The sequence below is a fragment of the Sphingobium wenxiniae genome (assembly GCF_007830065.1).
Taxonomy (GTDB): domain Bacteria; phylum Pseudomonadota; class Alphaproteobacteria; order Sphingomonadales; family Sphingomonadaceae; genus Sphingobium; species Sphingobium wenxiniae.
In genome coordinates this window covers 53773-72399 of the sequence record NZ_VLKK01000014.1, presented here as the reverse complement: position 1 = coordinate 72399, position 18627 = coordinate 53773, and the positions used below count along the sequence as shown (strand labels likewise).

15 protein-coding genes and 1 pseudogene are annotated in these 18627 nt (G+C 65.1%); 8 read left to right on the top strand and 8 right to left on the bottom strand.

From position 1 onward, the window contains the following. Positions 1-385 precede the first annotated feature (385 nt). The 3 genes from IQ35_RS15890 (at position 386) to IQ35_RS15880 (ending at position 2340) form a co-directional block, all read left to right on the top strand. A complete protein-coding gene (locus IQ35_RS15890) occupies positions 386-1162 on the top strand; it encodes a hypothetical protein (RefSeq protein ID WP_237751657.1) in 777 nt (258 codons plus the stop codon). A gap of 96 nt (positions 1163-1258) precedes the next feature. Continuing rightward, positions 1259-1657 carry an MbcA/ParS/Xre antitoxin family protein gene (locus IQ35_RS15885; RefSeq protein ID WP_007686501.1) on the top strand — a complete coding sequence of 133 codons (399 nt, stop codon included), beginning with the start codon at positions 1259-1261 and terminating at the stop codon, positions 1655-1657. After that, complete coding sequence (locus tag IQ35_RS15880) at positions 1657-2340, top strand: RES family NAD+ phosphorylase (RefSeq protein WP_013041559.1); 684 nt, start codon at positions 1657-1659, stop codon at positions 2338-2340. The genes IQ35_RS15885 and IQ35_RS15880 overlap by 1 nt, the downstream gene beginning before the upstream one ends. 44 nt (positions 2341-2384) lie before the next feature. On the opposite strand, the gene IQ35_RS15875 is transcribed toward IQ35_RS15880, so the two are convergent. The 5 genes from IQ35_RS15875 to IQ35_RS15855 all read right to left on the bottom strand — a co-directional run bounded on the left by IQ35_RS15875 (position 2385) and on the right by IQ35_RS15855 (position 6934). Next, complete coding sequence (locus IQ35_RS15875) at positions 2385-2735, bottom strand: hypothetical protein (protein WP_007688086.1); 351 nt, start codon at positions 2733-2735, stop codon at positions 2385-2387. Positions 2736-2799: 64 nt separating this feature from the next. Further along, on the bottom strand, positions 2800-3813 hold the full coding sequence (locus tag IQ35_RS15870) for a ParB/RepB/Spo0J family partition protein (RefSeq protein WP_013849890.1): 1014 nt from the start codon (positions 3811-3813) through the stop codon (positions 2800-2802). Positions 3814-3860: 47 nt separating this feature from the next. Beyond that, positions 3861-5063 carry an AAA family ATPase gene (locus tag IQ35_RS15865; RefSeq protein WP_007688084.1) on the bottom strand — a complete coding sequence of 401 codons (1203 nt, stop codon included), beginning with the start codon at positions 5061-5063 and terminating at the stop codon, positions 3861-3863. 195 nt (positions 5064-5258) lie between these two features. Then, complete coding sequence (locus IQ35_RS15860; protein ID WP_007688083.1) at positions 5259-6347, bottom strand: replication initiation protein; 1089 nt, start codon at positions 6345-6347, stop codon at positions 5259-5261. A gap of 386 nt (positions 6348-6733) precedes the next feature. Next, positions 6734-6934 carry a hypothetical protein gene (locus tag IQ35_RS15855; protein ID WP_013041755.1) on the bottom strand — a complete coding sequence of 67 codons (201 nt, stop codon included), beginning with the start codon at positions 6932-6934 and terminating at the stop codon, positions 6734-6736. 79 nt (positions 6935-7013) lie between these two features. On the opposite strand from IQ35_RS15855, the gene IQ35_RS15850 reads away from it, so the two are divergent. From IQ35_RS15850 to IQ35_RS15830, 5 genes and pseudogenes are all read left to right on the top strand, one after another. After that, a complete protein-coding gene (locus IQ35_RS15850) occupies positions 7014-7340 on the top strand; it encodes a single-stranded DNA-binding protein (protein ID WP_007688082.1) in 327 nt (108 codons plus the stop codon). Between the two features lie 61 nt (positions 7341-7401). Next, a complete protein-coding gene (locus IQ35_RS15845) occupies positions 7402-8268 on the top strand; it encodes a DUF7146 domain-containing protein (RefSeq protein ID WP_007688081.1) in 867 nt (288 codons plus the stop codon). Between the two features lie 66 nt (positions 8269-8334). Then, positions 8335-12534 carry a strawberry notch-like NTP hydrolase domain-containing protein gene (locus IQ35_RS15840; RefSeq protein WP_013041753.1) on the top strand — a complete coding sequence of 1400 codons (4200 nt, stop codon included), beginning with the start codon at positions 8335-8337 and terminating at the stop codon, positions 12532-12534. A 111-nt stretch (positions 12535-12645) separates the two neighbouring features. Continuing rightward, on the top strand, positions 12646-14658 hold the full coding sequence (locus IQ35_RS15835) for a ParB/RepB/Spo0J family partition protein (RefSeq protein ID WP_007688079.1): 2013 nt from the start codon (positions 12646-12648) through the stop codon (positions 14656-14658). A gap of 92 nt (positions 14659-14750) precedes the next feature. Further along, positions 14751-15374: pseudogene (locus tag IQ35_RS15830) on the top strand (ArdC family protein); the annotation flags it as partial. An 82-nt stretch (positions 15375-15456) separates the two neighbouring features. On the opposite strand, the gene IQ35_RS15820 reads toward IQ35_RS15830, so the two are convergent. The 3 genes from IQ35_RS15820 to IQ35_RS15810 are packed head-to-tail and all read right to left on the bottom strand — an operon-like array spanning position 15457 to position 18595. Beyond that, positions 15457-16449 (bottom strand): tyrosine-type recombinase/integrase, encoded by a 993-nt coding sequence (locus tag IQ35_RS15820; protein ID WP_062061480.1) that lies wholly within the window; start codon positions 16447-16449, stop codon positions 15457-15459. Continuing rightward, complete coding sequence (locus IQ35_RS15815; RefSeq protein WP_062061477.1) at positions 16446-17387, bottom strand: tyrosine-type recombinase/integrase; 942 nt, start codon at positions 17385-17387, stop codon at positions 16446-16448. The genes IQ35_RS15820 and IQ35_RS15815 overlap by 4 nt, the downstream gene beginning before the upstream one ends. Continuing rightward, on the bottom strand, positions 17384-18595 hold the full coding sequence (locus IQ35_RS15810) for a tyrosine-type recombinase/integrase (RefSeq protein ID WP_062061472.1): 1212 nt from the start codon (positions 18593-18595) through the stop codon (positions 17384-17386). The genes IQ35_RS15815 and IQ35_RS15810 overlap by 4 nt, the downstream gene beginning before the upstream one ends. Positions 18596-18627: the final 32 nt, after the last annotated feature.

The window sequence follows — 18627 nt, the reverse complement described above, 5'->3', positions numbered from 1 at the left end:
CTTGAGACCGGTAGCCTCGGAAATTGCTGCGACCTGAGCGCTCGTCACCGGCCCAGACTGTGAAATGTGTTCCCGGAAATGCGGGAAAAGGGCCAATCCCGCCTCCAGAGATTTGAGGCTGCGTCTGGGCGCAGGAGAAGGCTTTCGCTCAATCATAGGATTGGCTCCACGACAACTTCCCCTGCGCGCGGGAATGTAGCTCAATCTGGCTGCTACCGCGATGGTGGAATCGGGCTCGGACAGAGTGTCCTGCAGAAACTATGATCTATGTATCTGATTTATCGCCGTTTAGACGAACTGCGGTCTATTATGTCGGCTGACAGAACCGCTCGCCGATGCCGCGCAGACCATCGCTCTGGCCGCTCGCTTCGGGGCCGACCGCCCGATGCAAGCCGAAGACGCGCTGGCGGAGGAAGCGATCGGCAGGGCGATCACGCTAATGAAACAGGCCGGCGCGGATGACGAGACCCCCCTGCCCTTCGCGGGTCTGGCCCGCCTGCACGCGCTGCTGCGCGCCGATCCGCGGTTCGCGCCGCTGGAGCGCGCGGTGCAAATCCGTTCGTTTGGGAACCGCGCGGTGGCGATCGAGCAGGCCGCCACGCGCACCCCGCTCTGGGCGGTCGATGCCGCGCTGGGGCGGCTGCTGACCGCGTCCGGCGCGTGGGCCCGCGCCCTCCCCTGCCCCGGCGCGGTGACGGCGCAAACGCTGCAGCCGCAGCTCTGGCCGGGCGAACGCGCCATGCTGGCGGCCCGCAGCCTCCAGCGCAGCGTGACCCGGCTTGCCGAGCTGGTCGCGCAAGCGCGGCGGCGCGCGGTGCTGATGCGCGAGCAGTTGGGGCACCTGCGCTCGAGCGCGCGGGCACCGCAGGTGTGGATCCTGCTCGCTGGTTTTGCGCCACTCGGGCTCGATCAGATCACCTGGGCGTTCGGGATCAGTCGGCGCGGCACCTATGCGATCGGCGACGCCCTTGTGGCGGCGCGCATGGCACGGCGGGAGACGGTCAAGGGGAAGGCCCTGCTGGTCGTCGAAGAACCGGGAAGGGATGGGCAGCCGGCGTCTTTGGACCAGGCTACCGCCCTCCCCCATGCGGCTCTTGCCGAGTTCGACGCGGCGATGGGTGAGATCGACCGGCTGCTCGCCGGCAGTTCTGGCCATCCCTGACGCGGCATCGCGCGCATTCGGCGTGTATGAAAACTGATCTCTTCTTGACGTTATGTACAGATATCATACATAGACAGAGAAAGAAGGAGATGGCCAATGGCCACAACTGCCCATTCCGGCGTCCCCGCCAAAGCGCCCAGCCGCAAGGATCTGAGCGGTCCGGCGCTGCGCACCTTTTTCCGCATTGCCGACGCCTGGGACCTCAAGGAAGCCGAGCAGATGAAGCTTCTCGGGCTCGACAGCCGCTCGACCTTCCAGACCTGGAAGCGCGGCGCGGTCGCGGCGATTCCCAAGGATGCGCTGGAGCGCATCTCCTATGTCATGGGGATCTACAAGGGGCTGAAGATGCTCCTGCCCCGTACCGCCAACGAATGGGTACGCAAACCCAATGAGGCGCCGCTGTTCGCCGGACGCCCGGCGATCGAGCGGATGGCCTCGGGCAATGTCGCCGATCTCTACGTGGTGCGTCAATATATCGACGCGCAGCGCGGCTGATGGATGCCATTGCGACGACGCAAGTGCGGTGGCAACCGTGCTACCGGATCGTCGCAAGCCGGTTCCCGCCCATATCGCTGTTTGAGGATGTCGCGGATCCGGCCGACCTGGAAGCGGTCTATGCGATCGAGGCGATGACCAACGACCGGCTTCGCGACGAGGTCGGGGACCTCGCCCTCGTCCCACCGGAGGACCGCGTATCGGGACCCGGAACATCGGCGATCATGGCAGCGTTCACCCACCTAAATCCCGATGGCAGCCGGTTCTGTGACGGCAGTTTCGGGCTGTTCTACGCTGCCAGCACCATCGAGACTGCGGTTGCCGAGACGCGCCATCACCGAACCCGCTTCATGGCGTACACCCACGAACCGGCGCAGGAACTCGACATGCGCGTCTACGCGGTCGACCTGGACGCCATGCTCCACGATATTCGCGGCCTGCGCGATGAACGCCCTGCCCTCTACGCCCCGGACAGCTATGCCGCCGGCCAGGCGCTTGGCCGGCACCTGCGTGAGCAAGGTTCGGATGGCATCGTGTACCAAAGCGTGCGCGACGCCGACGGCGAGTGCGCCGCGGTGTTCCGCCCTCGCCTACTCGCCAACAGCCGACAGGAGCGGCACCTGTGCTACGTTTGGGATGGCCGGGCGATTGTCACCGTCTACGAGAAGAAGACATTCGCCTAAAGGTCCTGCGGACAAGCTAACCTTTCGGCCTTGAGTGACGCCTGTCAGGAATAGACCCCGGCAGCCATACGATCGAGATCTTCCATGACGATATCGATATCGCCATTCGCAACCAATTCCGCGGCCGTTTTCCCAACTCCAGAAATGGGTTGATGCTTGAACCAGATAACCGCCTTGCCTTCTTCGCCTGCAAGTTCTGCCGCTCGCGTTATAACTCGGGCTATTTCCTCCAGTTTAATCTGCACGGTCGGGGCGGAGGGATACAGAGTCATGGCCTTAGGATCCAGGCGAGCAACGCGAGCCAAATGCGCCATGGAGAAGCGCAGGCGCTCCGCCAGACGACGGGGCGAGATGATCTCATTCTCGCGAATGTCATCCTGGAAGGCTGCAGTCATAGGGCAGTCCATATTCAACATGTGAAGACAAAACTCTCACGTCTCAGAACCGCTGAAGATTGTCCTAGCTCCAATGCTGATCGAGCAGCGCTTTCAACGCGGCCTCCGCTTCAGCCCGCGTACCACCGGCATGCGGGAGCAAGGTAAGTTTGAGACCCTTACGATCCACCGCCTCCACTTTCAGCAATGGTTTCCCCCCTTCGGACACGATCGTTTCCGGCTTTCCTGACTTCTTGGGGGATCCTGACCTCTTGGGGGGATCGGCGGCCAGAGCGAGCGCGCGTATGATATCGGGGACCGGCATCGGTGCTGCGCGATCGGACTGCACCTGAGCGAGACGTCCCGCCTCGGCGAACACACGCTGCCGCCGATCCTCCGGTTTCAAGAGAGGCTTGATCGCGGTGACATGCTTGATCCTGAGATCCTGCGGAAGGGCGAAGGCCGCCATCAGTTCCGCCGGCAGCCGGGCAAGGTCGAGATAGCGGCTGAGCCAGCTTTCCGTGACATTGATCCGCTCGGCCATCACCTTCTGGCGCCCCTCATAATAGGCGTCGAGCGCGCGCAGATAGTCGCGCGCGCGCTCCAGATCGGTGAGATCGTCGCGCGCCCGATTCTCGAGGTCAGCGAGACGGAAGGCCTCCTCGTCGGTAAGGCTACGGATATCGACGAGAAAGCGGAAATCCGGATAGTTGTGGGCGCGCAGCCAACTGATCGTCCAATGCCGGCGCGCGCCGCAAATCACCTCGAAATCGAAGGCAGGATCGTCCTTCACGCGGCGAACGATGGCGGGCATTTCTTGCTTGCCCTGCGCCTTGATGCTCTCGATGAGGTCGGCGCACCGCTCCTCATTGAGGAGCGCATATTCGCGGTTATGCCCCGCCCACATTCGGCAGCGCGCGGGATCGACAAGCTCATGGGTGCGCGAGACGACGCTGCCCGTCGCCAATTCGGCAAGCCGGCTTTCCCGGCCCGCCAGCACGCTCGCACCGATGCCAGGGCGCCGCGCCGCTGGGGCTTGCGCCCCCGGGTCGATTCCGGCGACCAGATCAGCCGCGAAGTTGGCGTTCTTCTTGCTCATCATCCACCCCTTCTACCCGGAATTGCACCGGTGCAATTTTGCTCGCATCAGGCGAGTCCCTCCTTGCGAAGCCGCGTCAAATGGCTCGGCCACATCGACCGAATGTCGACCTCAATTTCACTGTTCACGCCATCAAGATAGGCAAGGCAGCGGTTGCGCACCGTCGAACTGGTGACCGGGCCGTCCAGCTCGTAGACGGTCATCAGCCGCGCCGTTGCATTGTCGATTTCGGCCGAATCCTTGAGCGGCGTACGGACGATCGCGTGACCGAAAAGGGTCCGCATCAGGTTCAGCAGTTCCTTCTGCATCGACTTATTCTCATCGACCTTGGACGCCACAAAGCGCAGGAACTGCAGCGACGGCGCCAAGCCGCGATCGGCCAGCGTCTCTATGGTCTCATCGAGCATGGCGAGGAAGGCCGCCGTCGACGAGAAGTCCATCACCGTCGGCGGAACCGGCACCACCAGCGCATTGGCCGCGCGCAGCACCGAAAGCGAGATCGCGCCGAGCGCCGGAGGCGGATCGAGAACCACCACATCGAACCGATCGGCAATGCTCGCGATGCCTTGCGCCATGCGGTCGATCAGGTTCCCCTGCCCCCGCGCCATGCGCGCTGCGATTTCATATTCCGACTGGAACAGCCGCAGATTGGCCGGAACAAGCTCGAGGCCGTCGAAGTGGGTCTTGCGCAGGGCATAGTCGAGCGACTCCATGTCGTCGTGCCGCAGGAATGGATAGAGCGTGTCCTCCTCGGTCAGGTCGAGGTCGGGCACATAGCCGAATAGCGTGGTTGCCGACGCTTGGCTGTCGCAATCGATGAGAGCCACCCGGTAGCCCTTGATCGCGAGATATTGGGCCAGGTGCACCGAAAGAGTCGATTTCCCCACCCCGCCCTTGAAGTTCTGCACCGCGATAACGCAGCAGGGATCGGTTGCGGCCCGCCAGGGCCGGGTGCCGAACAGTCCGCGCATGTCGTTGAGCTGCGCCAGGGTATAGCCGACACGCCGATTATTCTCGGTTCGCGGAGGCGGCGGCAAGCGGCCGTCCTTCTCGGCCTCGCGAATGGCCGCCGCGGTTCGGCCGACCAGTTCCGCGGCCTTGCCAATCGGGAACGTCGGCTCGCGCCGCTCGTCCGCCCGGGCACTCCGCGCGGAGTCGCGGAGCCGCTCGAGGACAGAGCTGGTCCGTTGTGCGAGCGTCGAGACGGACAGCAGGTCCTGCGTGCCCTCAATGTCGAGTGATGCAGCCAAGAGAGGCCCCCTTGCGAAACTAGAGGGGGCATAGCTCAATTTGCACTTTTAGGTCAATCGAAGGCTGATTTTCGCAAGTCGGCCCAGCCCGAAGGGCGAAACTTGCCCAATCTGCGCCGCAGACCTTTTGCGCCCCCTCGCAACCTGACCCCTTGGGGGCAGTTCACCCCGAAATTGCACCGGTGCAATTTCGGCTCAGGGGCGCCCGCGTCGTGCCAGGAAACTCTCGCAGAAGCCGGTCCAGGATGCGATCAGCTTGGCGCCCTTGAGCTTCGCCAGCCTTTCGCCCATCTGCGCGCGATAGGCATCGGCAATGAGATCGATGTCCCAACCGCCGCCAGCCGAACGGCCGATGGCCGCGAGCGTGTCCGAGCCAAAGCGGATCGTGCCGTTCGGGAAGGTGACCTCCCCTGCCCCAGCCTTATCCTTTGACACCAAGGCCGCCACCGCCGCCTGTGTGACAGCCTCGACGGCAACGGTCTCCACCTCGTCCTCGCGCCGCGCCTTTCTGCCCGCAGAGTGCCGACCGATCTCATCCACGGTCGCGATTTGGGCCGGAGCATCCTTGGGCTCAAAGCGGAATTCGATTTCGGTGACAGTTCTGCCCTGGCGGATCTCCCGCCACTCCACGCGAAAATGGGCGAGCTGGTCGATTTCGGCCTTCGCCTTTTCGAGAACTTTGCGGCGCAGCTGCGCGAAATCCTTGTAGACGTCCGGCGCGATGCCGAGCAGCGCACGCAGCGCCGTCATGTCGCCCTTCCAGAGCGACTGGCGCCTATGCAGCCTCAGCGCCCCGATCTCGTACAGCTTGAGCGCATAGGTTGATCGGAAGCCGAGCACCGCCTGGCGGTTCAGGACCGCATAGGTCTCCGATTCCTGGATCAGCTTTCGGGCTTCGGGCGTGAACTCCCACTCGATCCACCCAGCGTCCGCGCCCTCTTCGTCTTCCGCTTCTTCGCGCGACGACGAGATAAGCGAAAAGCGCAGCGTCGCCTTCTTGCCGCGCCAGGACTTGTCGTCGACCGCGAAAAGCGTGCGGTGCAATTCCTCAAGCATATCCGAGATGCGCTCATTGCCCTTGTGGCCGCGGCGAATGTCCGCCTTTCGCATCTTGTGCGGGCGGTCCTCCCAGGCATCACCGCCCGCGGTCAAAATCATCAGCGCAAGCAAACGCGAAGCAGTCAGGCTAAGCGACTGGCCTTTGACGAACTTGACCTCGACGATGCTGCCGGGCTTGGCGAACTCGTCACCGCCCTTTGCCTGCAGGGCGGCAGCCACCCGCATCGCCCGTCCCGGAGAAGCGTCATCGCCGGTGGGGGAGGGCGTTACAGCGTGATCTAGGGCTTGCTCGTCATCCATGCCATGAAGTCTGCGCCGATTCGTCCAGCGTGGGAGAAAATCTGCCTGACCTGTCCTTACGCGTCAAGTCAGGGCAGGATAGACACCGGATTCGGCCCCCAAGAGGTCAGGATGGAACTTCGCTCCGAAGCAGCAAACCATGAGGAAGTGCGGCGAGTCGCGTTTCCAAGCGCCCGGACCCGCGCAAACGGCAGCGCGGACGCCGAAGAAAGTCCCTGACGAACGCTATGGCGAGCGAATCACTCCAGCAGGAAGCTGTCCCCCATACGGTCAGGAAGGCCCCAGCAGGTCAGGTTGCATCCCCCGATCGGTCAGGGAAGCGCCCCCGGAAGGGCAGGCAAAATCCCCCGTCCGGTCAGGATAAGCTTGCTCAAACCCGCAGAAATGCTGTGCTTTCGGCCTCCTGAATCTGAATCCTTTTGAATCGGAAAAGCTTCCGCTGCGAGCAGCGGCGTTTTGATTCTTTTTATTTTGAGAAAGAGATCGGCGTCGCGCCTGATGCAATCGTTCAATCCCCCCGCCTGGAGGGATACGCGAAGTTAGCCGCCTACGATAGGCTGCCGGCCAAATGACCTTGCGCATGGAGGGTGCATGATCAACTTCGCCAAGTTCGAGATCATCGGCCGGATCGGGGAAATCGACGCGCGGCCGAAAGTCACCCTGCTGTCGGTCTGCGCGAATTATCGCCGCAAGGGTGACGATAACGAATGGCAGGAAGACAGCCACTGGAACCGCGTGAGCGTCTTCAGCGAAGGCCAGCGAAAACATATCGCCGACCGGGCTCAAGTCGGGGATCTCGTGCGCATAGCCGGACGGCTCAAGGACAACTCCTATGAACGCGACGGCGCGACGCACTACACAACCGATCGCATCGTCGAGGAATTCGGGATCCTGGCACCCAAAGGCATGCCGGGGTGAAATATCGGGGAGGGGAGGGCGCAATCAGCAGCGGCGCTCCACCACTTCCGAGGATTAGTCGATGCCCATAGCTGCTCCCCATCGCGCCAAAGCCATTGTCGAAGCCCTGGGTGGGATCTGGCGCGGTACGCGCGGCGAATGCCGGTGCCCGGCACATAACGATCATGGTCCCAGCCTGTCGGTACGCCTGGGCGAGCGGGCGATCCTGTTCCACTGCTTTGCCGGCTGCGACACGCGCGATGTTCTGGCTGCTTTGCGCCGGCGCAAACTTCACGATGCGGAGCCGCTCACAATGCCGCGCCCGAAGGCGGCCGCGGACCATCGCGCTCTTGCACTTCGCCTATGGAAGGCGAGCCAGCCCATCGCCGGATCTCCAGCGGCCGATTATCTGGCGGCGCGCGGTCTGCCGCCTCCCTATCCGCGTTGCCTGCGCTACAACCCGCGCACCATCGTCGGGGCCGGTGAGCGCCGCCGGTTCTTTCCGGCGATGATCGCCGCGGTCGAGAATGATCTGGGGGTTGTCGCCGTCCAGCGGACCTGCCTCGATCTCGCCGACATCCTGCACAAACCCATGCCAAAGCCGAAGATTGCCCTTGGCCTTCTCGGCGACGCGGCCATTCGTCTGGCGCCGGCCGGCGAGGAGCTTGGCCTTGCCGAAGGCATCGAGGACGCCCTTTCAGCAATGGCCTGGTTCGGAACGCCCACCTGGGCGCTGGGCGGGGTCGAACGCCTTGGGCTTGTCGCCATCCCCGAACGGGTCAAGCGTATCATCGTCTATGGCGATCGCGGTGCCGCCGCTGCCGCCATGCTCAAAAAAGCCCGCCCCCATCTCACAGCCAATGGACGCGAACTGGTGCTCCGGCTGCCGGAACGGCACGCGGACTGGAATGATGCTTGGCGTGTCCGCCGGGCCGCCGAGGCGGCCTGAAAGGGGAGGGAGCCTTCCGGCTGATGACCTGGCGCTGATGCCAGGTGTCAGACCTGGAGATGCCCCATGGCCACACACCCCCTCGCGCTCACGCTGCCGCTCGATGATCCCGCCCGTACCGCTGCTCAAGGCATAGCCGACCGGCTGTCCGAAGGATGTCCGGTTGCACGTAACGACCTCCTTGCCGAAATGACCTCCGCTTTCGGTGGCTCGAGCGCCGATGGCCTGTGGTCATTGCGCGACGCCTACGATGTGCTCGAACTCGCGCAGGTCCTCCATCTGAAGAACGCGACGCTCCCGGCAGATGCGAATGCGCGGCTCGCCCAGCTGATCGCTATGACGGCGGCGCTTCCCACGCAAAGCGTGCGTAGCGAAACGCAGATCGCGTTCCAGCAATTCTCGACACCGGCGCCGATCGGCTTCCTTGCCGCCAAGGCAGCCGCGATCACGGCACACGATATCGTGCTCGAGCCCTCGGCCGGGACCGGCCTCCTGGCCGTACACGCCCATCTCGCCGGCGCGCGCCTCCTTCTCAATGATATCGATGCCTGGCGCACGCGTTTGCTGCGTCACGCCTTTCCCGAAGGCAGGCTGAGCACGCATGATGGCGAACTGATCGACGATATGCTCGATCCGCAACTGGTGCCGAGCGTCGTGCTCCTCAATCCGCCCTTCTCGCGAAGCCAGGGGCGCGCGCGCGATCGCCATGCCGCGCTTCGCCATTTGCGCTCCGCGCTGTTGCGGCTTGCTCCAGGCGGGCGCTGCGCCGTTATTCTCCCCGACCGCATCGAGACGGAGGACGCGGATTGGCTGCACGCCACTGCGGGCGCGCATGCCCGGCTGCATCTCGACCTGCCGCCCGATGCCTATGCCAAGCACGGCACCGGCCAGGCAGTCCAGCTCATACTCCTCGAAAAGGACGGGGCAGGGGGCTCGGTCCCGCGCCAGACCTGCACGACGCTCGGCGCTGCGCTTGCGGCCATCGATGCGATGGCGACCCCATGCGCGCCGCAGCCGCAGCCGATCTCCCGCCCCAGCGGATTGTTCCGGGGCCTCACGCGGCGGACCCGCCCCGTCTGCTCGCGTGCGGCGGTGACCCTGCCCACGACCCGCGCGGTCGCCTATCACCGTCTCGACGCGCCCGCACCCGCGGGCGAACCGCAAGGGATTTACCTGCCCTATCGGCCGAGCCGTCTGCTGATTGCCGATGCTCGTGAGCACCCAAGCGCGCTGGTCGAATCGCAGGCAATGGGATCGATTGCCGCACCCCCGGTCGCTTATGAACCCGTGCTGCCGGCCAGGATCCTGGACGACGGCCTGCTCTCGGACGCGCAGCTCGAAACGCTGATCTACGCTGGCGCGGCGTTCGAGCGCGATCTTCCCGGGCGGTTCATATCCAGCGAGGAGGGTCTTTCGCTGTCGCCGGCAGAGGCCGGTAACGCCTATCGGACCGGCTTTTTCCTTGGCGATGGCACGGGCGCCGGCAAGGGGCGGCAGGTGGCAGGCGTCATCCTCGACCAGTGGTTGCGTGGCAACCGCCGCCACCTCTGGATATCCAAGAGCGAGACGCTGGTCGAAGACGCTCGCCGGGACTGGTCGGCGCTTGGCGGCTTGCCGCTCGACATCCAGCATCTCAACCAGTGGAAGCTCGGCACCCCGATCGCGCTGGGCGATGGGATCCTCTTCCTGACCTATGCCACCCTGCGCTCCAACCGCGGCGACAGGGGCACGCGGCTGCGCCAGCTGATCGAATGGATGGGTGAGGATTTCAGCGGCGTCATCGTTTTCGACGAGGCGCATGAAATGGCCGGGGTGGCCGGCGGCGAGGGCCGGTTCGGCGCCACGAAAGGGTCCGAGCAGGGCATTGCCGGCGTCCGCCTGCAAAATCTCGCTCCGCGCGCCCGGATTCTCTACGCCTCGGCGACGGGCGCCTCGGATGTCAACAATCTTGCCTATGCGACACGCCTCGGATTGTGGGGACCGCAGACGGCCTTCGCCGACCGGCGGGCCTTCGTGGAATCCCTGCGCCGAGGCGGCATCGCGGCGATGGAGTTGATCGCCCGCGACCTCAAAGCGCAGGGCCTCTATGCCGCGCGGGCGCTCAGCTTCGCCGGCGTCGAATATGACATCCTCGAGCATCGGCTCAGCGAAGAACAGATCGCCGTCTACAATGCCTATGCCGATGCCTGGGCGATCATTCACAACAATCTGCAGGCCGCGCTCGCCGCCACGCGCGTCACCGACGGCTTCAGCGGTGCCACCTATAATAGCGGCGCGAAGGCCGCGGCATTGTCGATCTTCGAATCGACCAAGCAACGCTTCTTCGGCCAGATCCTGCTGTCGATGAAGCTGCCCTCGCTGATCCCGGCGATCGCCGCCGATCTCGCGCGCGGCGACTGCGCCGTCGTCCAGCTCGTGTCGACCTCGGAAGCGATGCTCGATCGTGCCCTTGCCGACCTGTCCCCCGAGGAGCGCGCCTGGCTCGATATCGAGCTGTCCCCGCGCGAATTCCTGGTCGATTATCTGACCGCGGCCTTTCCCGTGCGCCAGATGCGCACCTATACCGACGATAGCGGCACGGTGCGCTCGGAACCGATGATCGACGAGGCCGGGCAGCCCGTGCTGTGCCGGGAAGCGATGGCCATGCGCGACCAGCTCCTCGAGCAACTCTGTGCGCTGCCGGTCGTCGGCTCGGCGCTCGATCACATAATCGGGCATTTCGGGACGGAGGCTGTGGCCGAGGTGACGGGCCGCAGCCGGCGGATCGTCGTCGATGCCGACGGCCGTCAGCGGATCGAACGGCGCAGCGCGCGCACGAACCTCGCGGAGACCGACATCTTCATGCGCGGCGAAAAGCGCATCCTGATCTTCTCCGACGCCGGCGGCACGGGGCGGAGTTACCACGCCAGCCTCGACGCGCCCAATCAGAGCCGCCGCATTCACTATCTCCTCGAGCCCGGTTGGCGCGCGGACGCGGCGATCCAGGGGCTGGGCCGCACGCACCGCACCCACCAAGCCTGCCCGCCCTTGTTTCGGCCCGTTTCCACCGATTGCCGTGGCGAACGGCGGTTCATCTCGACCATCGCCCGGCGCCTCGACAGCCTGGGCGCGCTGACCCGTGGCCAACGCCAGACCGGCGGGCAGGGACTTTTCGACCCCCGCGACAATCTGGAGTCCGACTTCGCGCGGGAATCGCTCGACCAGTGGTTTCGCCTGCTGTTCCAGGCAAAACTCCAATCGGTCCACTTCGATCAGTTCCAGGCGCTCACCGGTTTGAACCTGGCCGGGGAGGGCGGGGGGCTCACCGAGACCTTGCCCACGATCCAGCGGTGGTTGAACCGCATCCTGGCGCTGCGCATCGACCTGCAGAACGCGATCTTCGACGAATATCTCGGCTTGATCGAAGCACGGGTGGAAAAGGCACGCGAGGCCGGCACCCTCGATCTTGGCGTCGAAACGATCGCGGCCGACCGTATTTCGATCCTCGACCGGACGGTGATCCGGCGCGATCCCGTGAGCGGCGCCGAAACCGAGATCCTGCGTATCGAAACCGAGGAGCGATATCGGCCGCTGACCCTGGAGCGAGCGCATTGGCTTCTGGCCGACCCGGAAGCGCGCGGGTTGATCAACCCGCGTTCCGGCAAGGCCGCCATTTGCCGGCCGACCTTCTCGCTGACGGACGAAGAGGGGCGGACCGTGCGCCGCTATGAGCTGGTGCGGCCGACGCGCACCGAACGGCACCGGCAGGACCTCTTCGCCGAAACCCATTGGACCGACGTGGACCGGGCGAGCTTCGACGAAGCCTGGCAGGCCGAATGCGACGCAATGGCGGCGCAGACGCGCACGCAGATCATCTATCTGGTCACTGGCCTGCTGCTTCCGGTGTGGGGCAAGCTGCCCGACGATCATGTCCAGGTCTGGCGGCTGACGAGCGATGACGGCCAGTCGCTTCTCGGGCGTCTTATTCCGGCGCCGCTGGTTGAGCGGATTGCCAGCGCATTCGGCATCGCGGCCCATGTCGAGATCGACCTCGGCGCGCGGGTCGAGCACGTCCGCACCTCGGGCGAGATCATGCCGATCGGAGCGCTGCGGCTGAAGCGCGCCTTGGTCGCCGGCGATCAACGCCTCGAATTGCTGGACTGGAAGCCCGAGGCGCTGCCGCATCTCAAGGCGGCGGGCTGCTTCACCGAGATCATCCAGCACCGCACGCGGCTGTTCGTTCCCCCGAGCCGCGCCCTCGAGATCCTCGCCAGGATCACGGACTGACCCGCGGCCGCGCCAAGCGACCGAAGAGAGGGGAGGGGGCCTTCGGCCGGGTGGGCCTGAGTGGCTCAAGCCGGCCGACGAGGTCGGCGCAACCCTCGAAGGAGACAACCGATGATCCAGTCCGTGAAGGTCAAGAACCTCTCGCTCTCGAAGGACAATGTCCGCAAATCCAATCGCGATGCCGACCTCGACAGCCTCGCCGACAATATCGCCGCGCATGGCCTGTTGCAGAATCTCGTGGTCACGCCGCTCAAGAAGGCAGGACATTTCACCGTCAAGGCGGGTGGCCGCCGCTTGCGGGCGCTCCAGCGGCTGATCGATTCAGGTCGGCTTGCCGGGGACCATGAGGTTCAGGTGCTGGTGCTCGAGGATGATGCTGGATCGGCCGAAGCGAGCCTTGCCGAGAATTTCCACCGCGTCGCGATGAACCCGGCGGATGAGTGCTCGGCTTTCAAGCACTTCCTCGACAAGGGCGCGAGTGCCGAGGATGTGGCGAAACGTTTCGGCGTCACGACCCGCTTCGTTGAGCAGCGGGTACGGCTTGCCGAACTGGCTCCTCTCGTATTCGCGGCGCTGGCGGCGGGCGAGATCACGCTGGGGGTCGCCCAGGCTTATGCCGTCACGCCCGACGTCGATCGCCAGGCGCGCGTGTTCGAGAGCATGAGCCGGTCCTATTATGGCGACAATCCCGACAATATCCGCCGTGCGCTCCTCAACGGAACGGTCAAGGCGACCGACGCCAAGGCACGGTTCGTCGGCCGCGAGGCCTATGTCGGCGCGGGCGGCCGGATCGAGCGCGACCTGTTCGGTGAAGATGTGGACGAGAGCTGGATCGACGTGGAGCTCATCGAGCAGCTGGCCGCCCAGAAGCTTGAAGCGGCCGCGGAAGCGCTCGCTGCCGAACAGAAGCTGGCGTTCGTGACGCCGGTTCTCGCGACGCATGTGCCCTATGATACGGAGTGCCAGCTCCACGAATATCATCCGCCGCTGCGCGAATTGAGCGGGGACGAGCAGGAGCGCGTCGATAGTCTCTCGGATGAGGGCGACGCGCTCATCCGCGAACTTGAGACCGAACTCGAGGACGGCACGCCCGAGGCCGAGGCGGCTTCGGCGCGTCTCGCCGACATCGAGCGGGAACTCGATACGATCGAGGCGTCGCGCACGATGGTCGATGATGCGATCAAGGACCAGCTGGGCACCTTCATCTATCTGGCGCCCGATGGCAGTCCGCGGGTGCACAGCCGCATGTTCAGCGAGCGCGCCATCCGGCAGGCGGGCGAGGATGCAGAACCCGAAGCACCGTCCGGCAAGGTCGCGGCCTCCCGGCTCAGCGCGACGCTGGTTGACGAACTCGCGACCCAGCGCCGGCAGATCCTGGCAGCCCATGTCGCCTCGGATGCCGGGTTCGCGCTCGATCTCACGATATTCCTGATGGCGCACCGGACGGTGTTCGCCAGCAGCTATGTCCGGGACCACGCGACGTTGCAGGCCGCCGCCGCGAGCTTCCCGATCGTCAGCTTCCGCGATGAAGGTAGCGCGGCGAGCAATGTCCTGACCGAACAGCGCCAGGCGCTCGATGTGAGCTGGGCAGGCGGGAACACGCTGTCGTCCCGCTTCGATGCCTTCCGGCAACTGGATGAACAGGCGCGCGCCGATTGGCTCGCCCATGTCATGGCGCAGACGCTGGAGCCGACACTCAACGTCGACGATGGCGGGCGCCGCAACGGCTTCCACGATCATCTCGGACGGCTGCTCGACATTGATGTCGCGCAATGGTGGCGGCCCGATGCCCAGAACTTTTTCGGGCGGGTGAAGAAGGACGTCATGCTCGAAGCGCTCGACGAGATCGGCGGGCCGGTGCTGCGCGGCCGATACAAGGACGCCAAGAAGGGTGACCTTGCCAATGCCTGCGCTGCGCTCTGTTCGGGGCAGGGCATCGTCGAGGCCGAAGTCCGGGAAAAGGCGCTCTCCTGGCTGCCCGACGAGATGCGGTTCGGCGCGATCGAAAAGCCCGAAAGCTTCCGGAGCTATTCCGCTTTCCTCAGCGATGAAGACGACAGCGACGGCGGGGCAGGGGAGATCGCCCCCGATGGCGATGCTGGCGACTTCGAACAGGCCGCCTGAGGCGAACGCCTAACGGCGGGCGGCGCTTTCGTGTCGCCCGCCGCCCTTCATCGGCGGCGCTGAGACAGCCGCTCTTTCGCGGAGTATCCACCATGACCCAATCATCGGGCCGGCCCTCGCCGGCCGAGACCATCACGCGCGCCATCATCGACCGGCTCGAGGCCGGTGTGCGTCCCTGGGTACGGCCCTGGCGATCATGCGCCGCGCAAGGGCGCCCGCTGCGCGCCAATGGCGAGCCCTATCGCGGCATGAACACCTTTTGGCTATGGCTGGCCGCCGAGCAGTGCGGCTATCGGTCCCGCTACTGGATGACCTATCGGCAAGCACAAAGCCTCGGCGGGCAGGTCCGTGCCGGTGAGCAGTCGCAATTTGCGATCTTCTACAAAGCCTATTCGAAGAAGGTCGATTCCTACGAACGTCCGGGTGAGCTCGTCGATGAGCAGCGCCGGGTCATGCGGTCCTATGCGGTCTTCAATGCCGATCAGATCGATACACTGCCGGGCGATTTCTATCCCGAAGCCCTCTCCCTCGTCCCGCCGGGCGACCGGCTCGGTCCGCGGGCGGAGCGCTTCGTCGATCGGCTGCCCGCGCGGCTGCGATGCGGCGGCGATCGTGCTTATTATGATCTGCGCGCGGACGTCATCACCATGCCGCCGGTCGAGCAATTCGACACGCGCGCCGCCTGGGCAGCCACCATTGCGCATGAGGCCGGCCATAATGCCGTGATCCGGATTATGCCGCATGGGTTCCGCTGGAAGCTGGATTTCCGGGCATCGGCCATGCGTCTGTTCGGCATAATCAGAGCCCTTCCAAGAACGCGAGGAGTTGATCGTCGGGCCGGAACCGGCCTGACGGGGTGGGCGGAGCCGCGACGCGAGCGAGCGCCTTCTCCTTCATCCGCATGTCGGCGTGGATGTAGATCTGGGTTGTCTCGACGTTCTCGTGACCAAGCCAGAGCGCGATCACCGCAGGATCGACGCCGTGGTGAAGCAAGTCCATCGCCGTGCTGTGGCGCAGCGTATGCGGCGTGACCCGCTTGGCGCCGATGCTCGGACACGCGCGCGATGCCGTGAGGCAGTGCTTGCGGACCAGATGTTCGAGTGCGTCGCGGCTCAGCCGTTCGCCCCGGATCGACGGGAATAGCGGTCTGCTCTCGTCCTTGTCGTTGCCGATCCACGCCGCCAGCAGCTTGGCAGTCTCGCGACGAAGCGGTGTGGCGCGCTCCTTCCGGCCCTTGCCCATGCAACGGATGTGTGCGCCACTTCCGAGCACGACATCCCCGCGCGTGAGGCCAACCAGTTCGGATGCCCGAAGGCCCGTCTGGACCGCGAGCAGCAGCAGCGCATGATCGCGCCGCCCTGCCCATGTCGTGCGGTCCGGCGCTGCCAGCAACGCCGCGATCTCGTCGGCGTCGAGGAACGTCACCGTGCGCTTCACATAGCGTTTGTTGGGCATCGCGAGGATGCGCTGGCAGTGCAGCAGCCAGGTCGGATCGCTCATCGCCACGTAGCGGAAGAACGAGCGGATCGCGGCGAGCCGGGTGTTGCGGCTGCGCGCGCTGTTGCCACGCGCCGTCTCGGTATGGACGAGGAAGTCGGCGACCAGATCGGCGTCGATATCCTCGACCGTGAGCCTGACCGGCGGCTTGCCGTGGTGGGCGCTCGCATACCGGAGCAACAGCCGGAACGTGTCGCGATAGCCTGCGACCGTATGACGGCTCGCCTCCATCTGGACGCACAGCCGGTCGGTGAAGAAGCGCTGGATCAGCGCAGGCAAGGCAACCGCGCTCATTGGACTGCCTCCCGGCCATCGGCCGTTGCTCGCGCCATCGCCAGATCGAGCAGTTCCGGGACCGCTTCCAGATACCAGTATGTGTTGGAGGGATCGCTATGGCCCAGATAGGTCGTCAGCCGGATCATCTCGCGCGCCGGGTCTTTGCCTGTGCGATACCAACCGATCATCGTCTTCACCGCGAAGGTGTGGCGAAGGTCGTGGATGCGCGGCCCCCGGCCATGCTTGCAGTATGGCTGTGGAGTCCGAAGCCCGATCTGCTGGCAAGCCCGCGCGAAGTTGTAGCGGGCCGCGCAGTCAGTGAGCCTCGTCCCCTTGTCTGTGACGAACAGCGGCTTGGCCGGATGGCCGAGCAGCCGGTCGCGTTCGGCAAGATAGTCGATCAACGTCGCGACGACGCTCGGATCGAGCGGCAACAACCGCTCTTTGCCGAGCTTGCCTTGCCGGACGCGCAGCACGCCATGATCGGTATCGAGGTCATCACGATCAAGCCCGAGCGCCTCGTTGATCCTCAGGCCCGTGACCGCGATCAGCCCGAACAACGTCGAGCAGGTCAGCCCGCGCAGGCCGTAGATCGATGGCAGCGTCTCGGCCGCTGCGATGATCGACCCGATCTCGGCATCGGTGTAGATATGCGGGCGCGACCGCTGGAAGCCTCCCGGCAAGAGGCCGCGCGGCGGCGGTTCGTGCCCCGGATCGAAGCTGCTCAGCCACTGCGCGAACAGCCGCACGATGCTGAGCCTCGCCGCTCGCGTCGATGGGCAGGCTTCGGCCAGCGTGGCGTGCCAGCGCAGGAACAGCGCCGTATCGATATGGGCGGCGCCCTCGTGGTCGGCGAACCGGGTGAAGCGACGCAAGATGCGCTCGCTGGTGCCAAGGTCGTAGCCGAGGCTGCGGCGAACGCTCAGATAGCGGTCGAGCTGGGAGGCGAGGCTCATTGCGCGCCTCCCGCCACCGGCCAGGGCAGCGCGACCGATCGCAGTCCGTCGATGTCGAGCCGGGCATATATCATTGTCGATGATCGGGAGCGGTGCCGCAGCACGTCGCCCACCTCGTCGAGCGACGCGCCCGTATTCACGAGCTGGGTGGCAAGGCTATGACGCAGAAGGTGCGATCCCACATAGGGCGTCGCCGGCTTCTGGCCGGTCGCCTTGAGGGCATCCTTGAGGATGGCGTTGACGATCTGCCCATCCTTGAACGGGCGATGAGGCGCGCGATGGGTGACGAACATCGTGCGGCAAGCCGCCGGTCCTCGCTCCTCGCGAAGATAGCGGCTCAGCGCGTCGCCGACCTCCACGGTGATCGGCACGCGGTCGTGCAGTTGGCCCTTGCCACGCACCGTAAGCTCGCCCGAGCGCCAGTCGATATCATCGAGCTGGATCGCGATGACCTCGGCCGCGCGCAGGCCAAGCCGGGCCATGAGCAGCAGCATCGCATAGTCCCGCGCGCCATGTCGGGGATTGTCGCGCACGCAAGCCAGCACCGCCTCGACGCCTTCCGGCGACAGGTGGCGCGGCAGTCGCGCTCCCCAGACCTTCGCCGTCTTCGGCACGCTCAGCGCCAGATTGGTCGCCGTGGCCCCGCAGCCGAACAGATATTGAAGGAAGATACGGACATGGGTGGCGACCGTCTTGTCGCGACGGGCGCTGGTCAGCACATGCTCCATGAAGCCGATCACGTCAGCGGGACGCAGGCTGCCCGGATCGATGATCGTCTCGCCGAAGCGATAGTCGAGGAAGCGGCGCGCGAAGCCTATCGTATGGGGGATGCTCCGCGGACTGAGGCCGCGCTGTTTGACGAGATAGGTCTCGAAGTCCGCCAGCAGTGTCGCGCGCGCCTGCTGCACCTCGGTCAACGGCACCGGCTGCGTCACGCCGATATCGAGCAGATGCTGCGCGAAGCGACGGGCCAACTTATACGGCCATGCCGTGCCCGCATGCTTGCGCGGCACCTGGCGGCCCACCTGCTCGGCCATATCGAGCGTCAACGCCGAAGGACTGATACCCTCAGCATCCATCACGCGGCCCACTTTCCGCAGGATCAATCGATAGGCATTGATCGTGGCGGGCGTGTAGTTCTCCGCCGCAAAACTCTCGGCGAACGAGTCCAGATAAGGCTCGATGCTGGTCTGCAAATATTCAGGCATGATCGTCGTGCTCCATGTTGTTGGAGCGACGA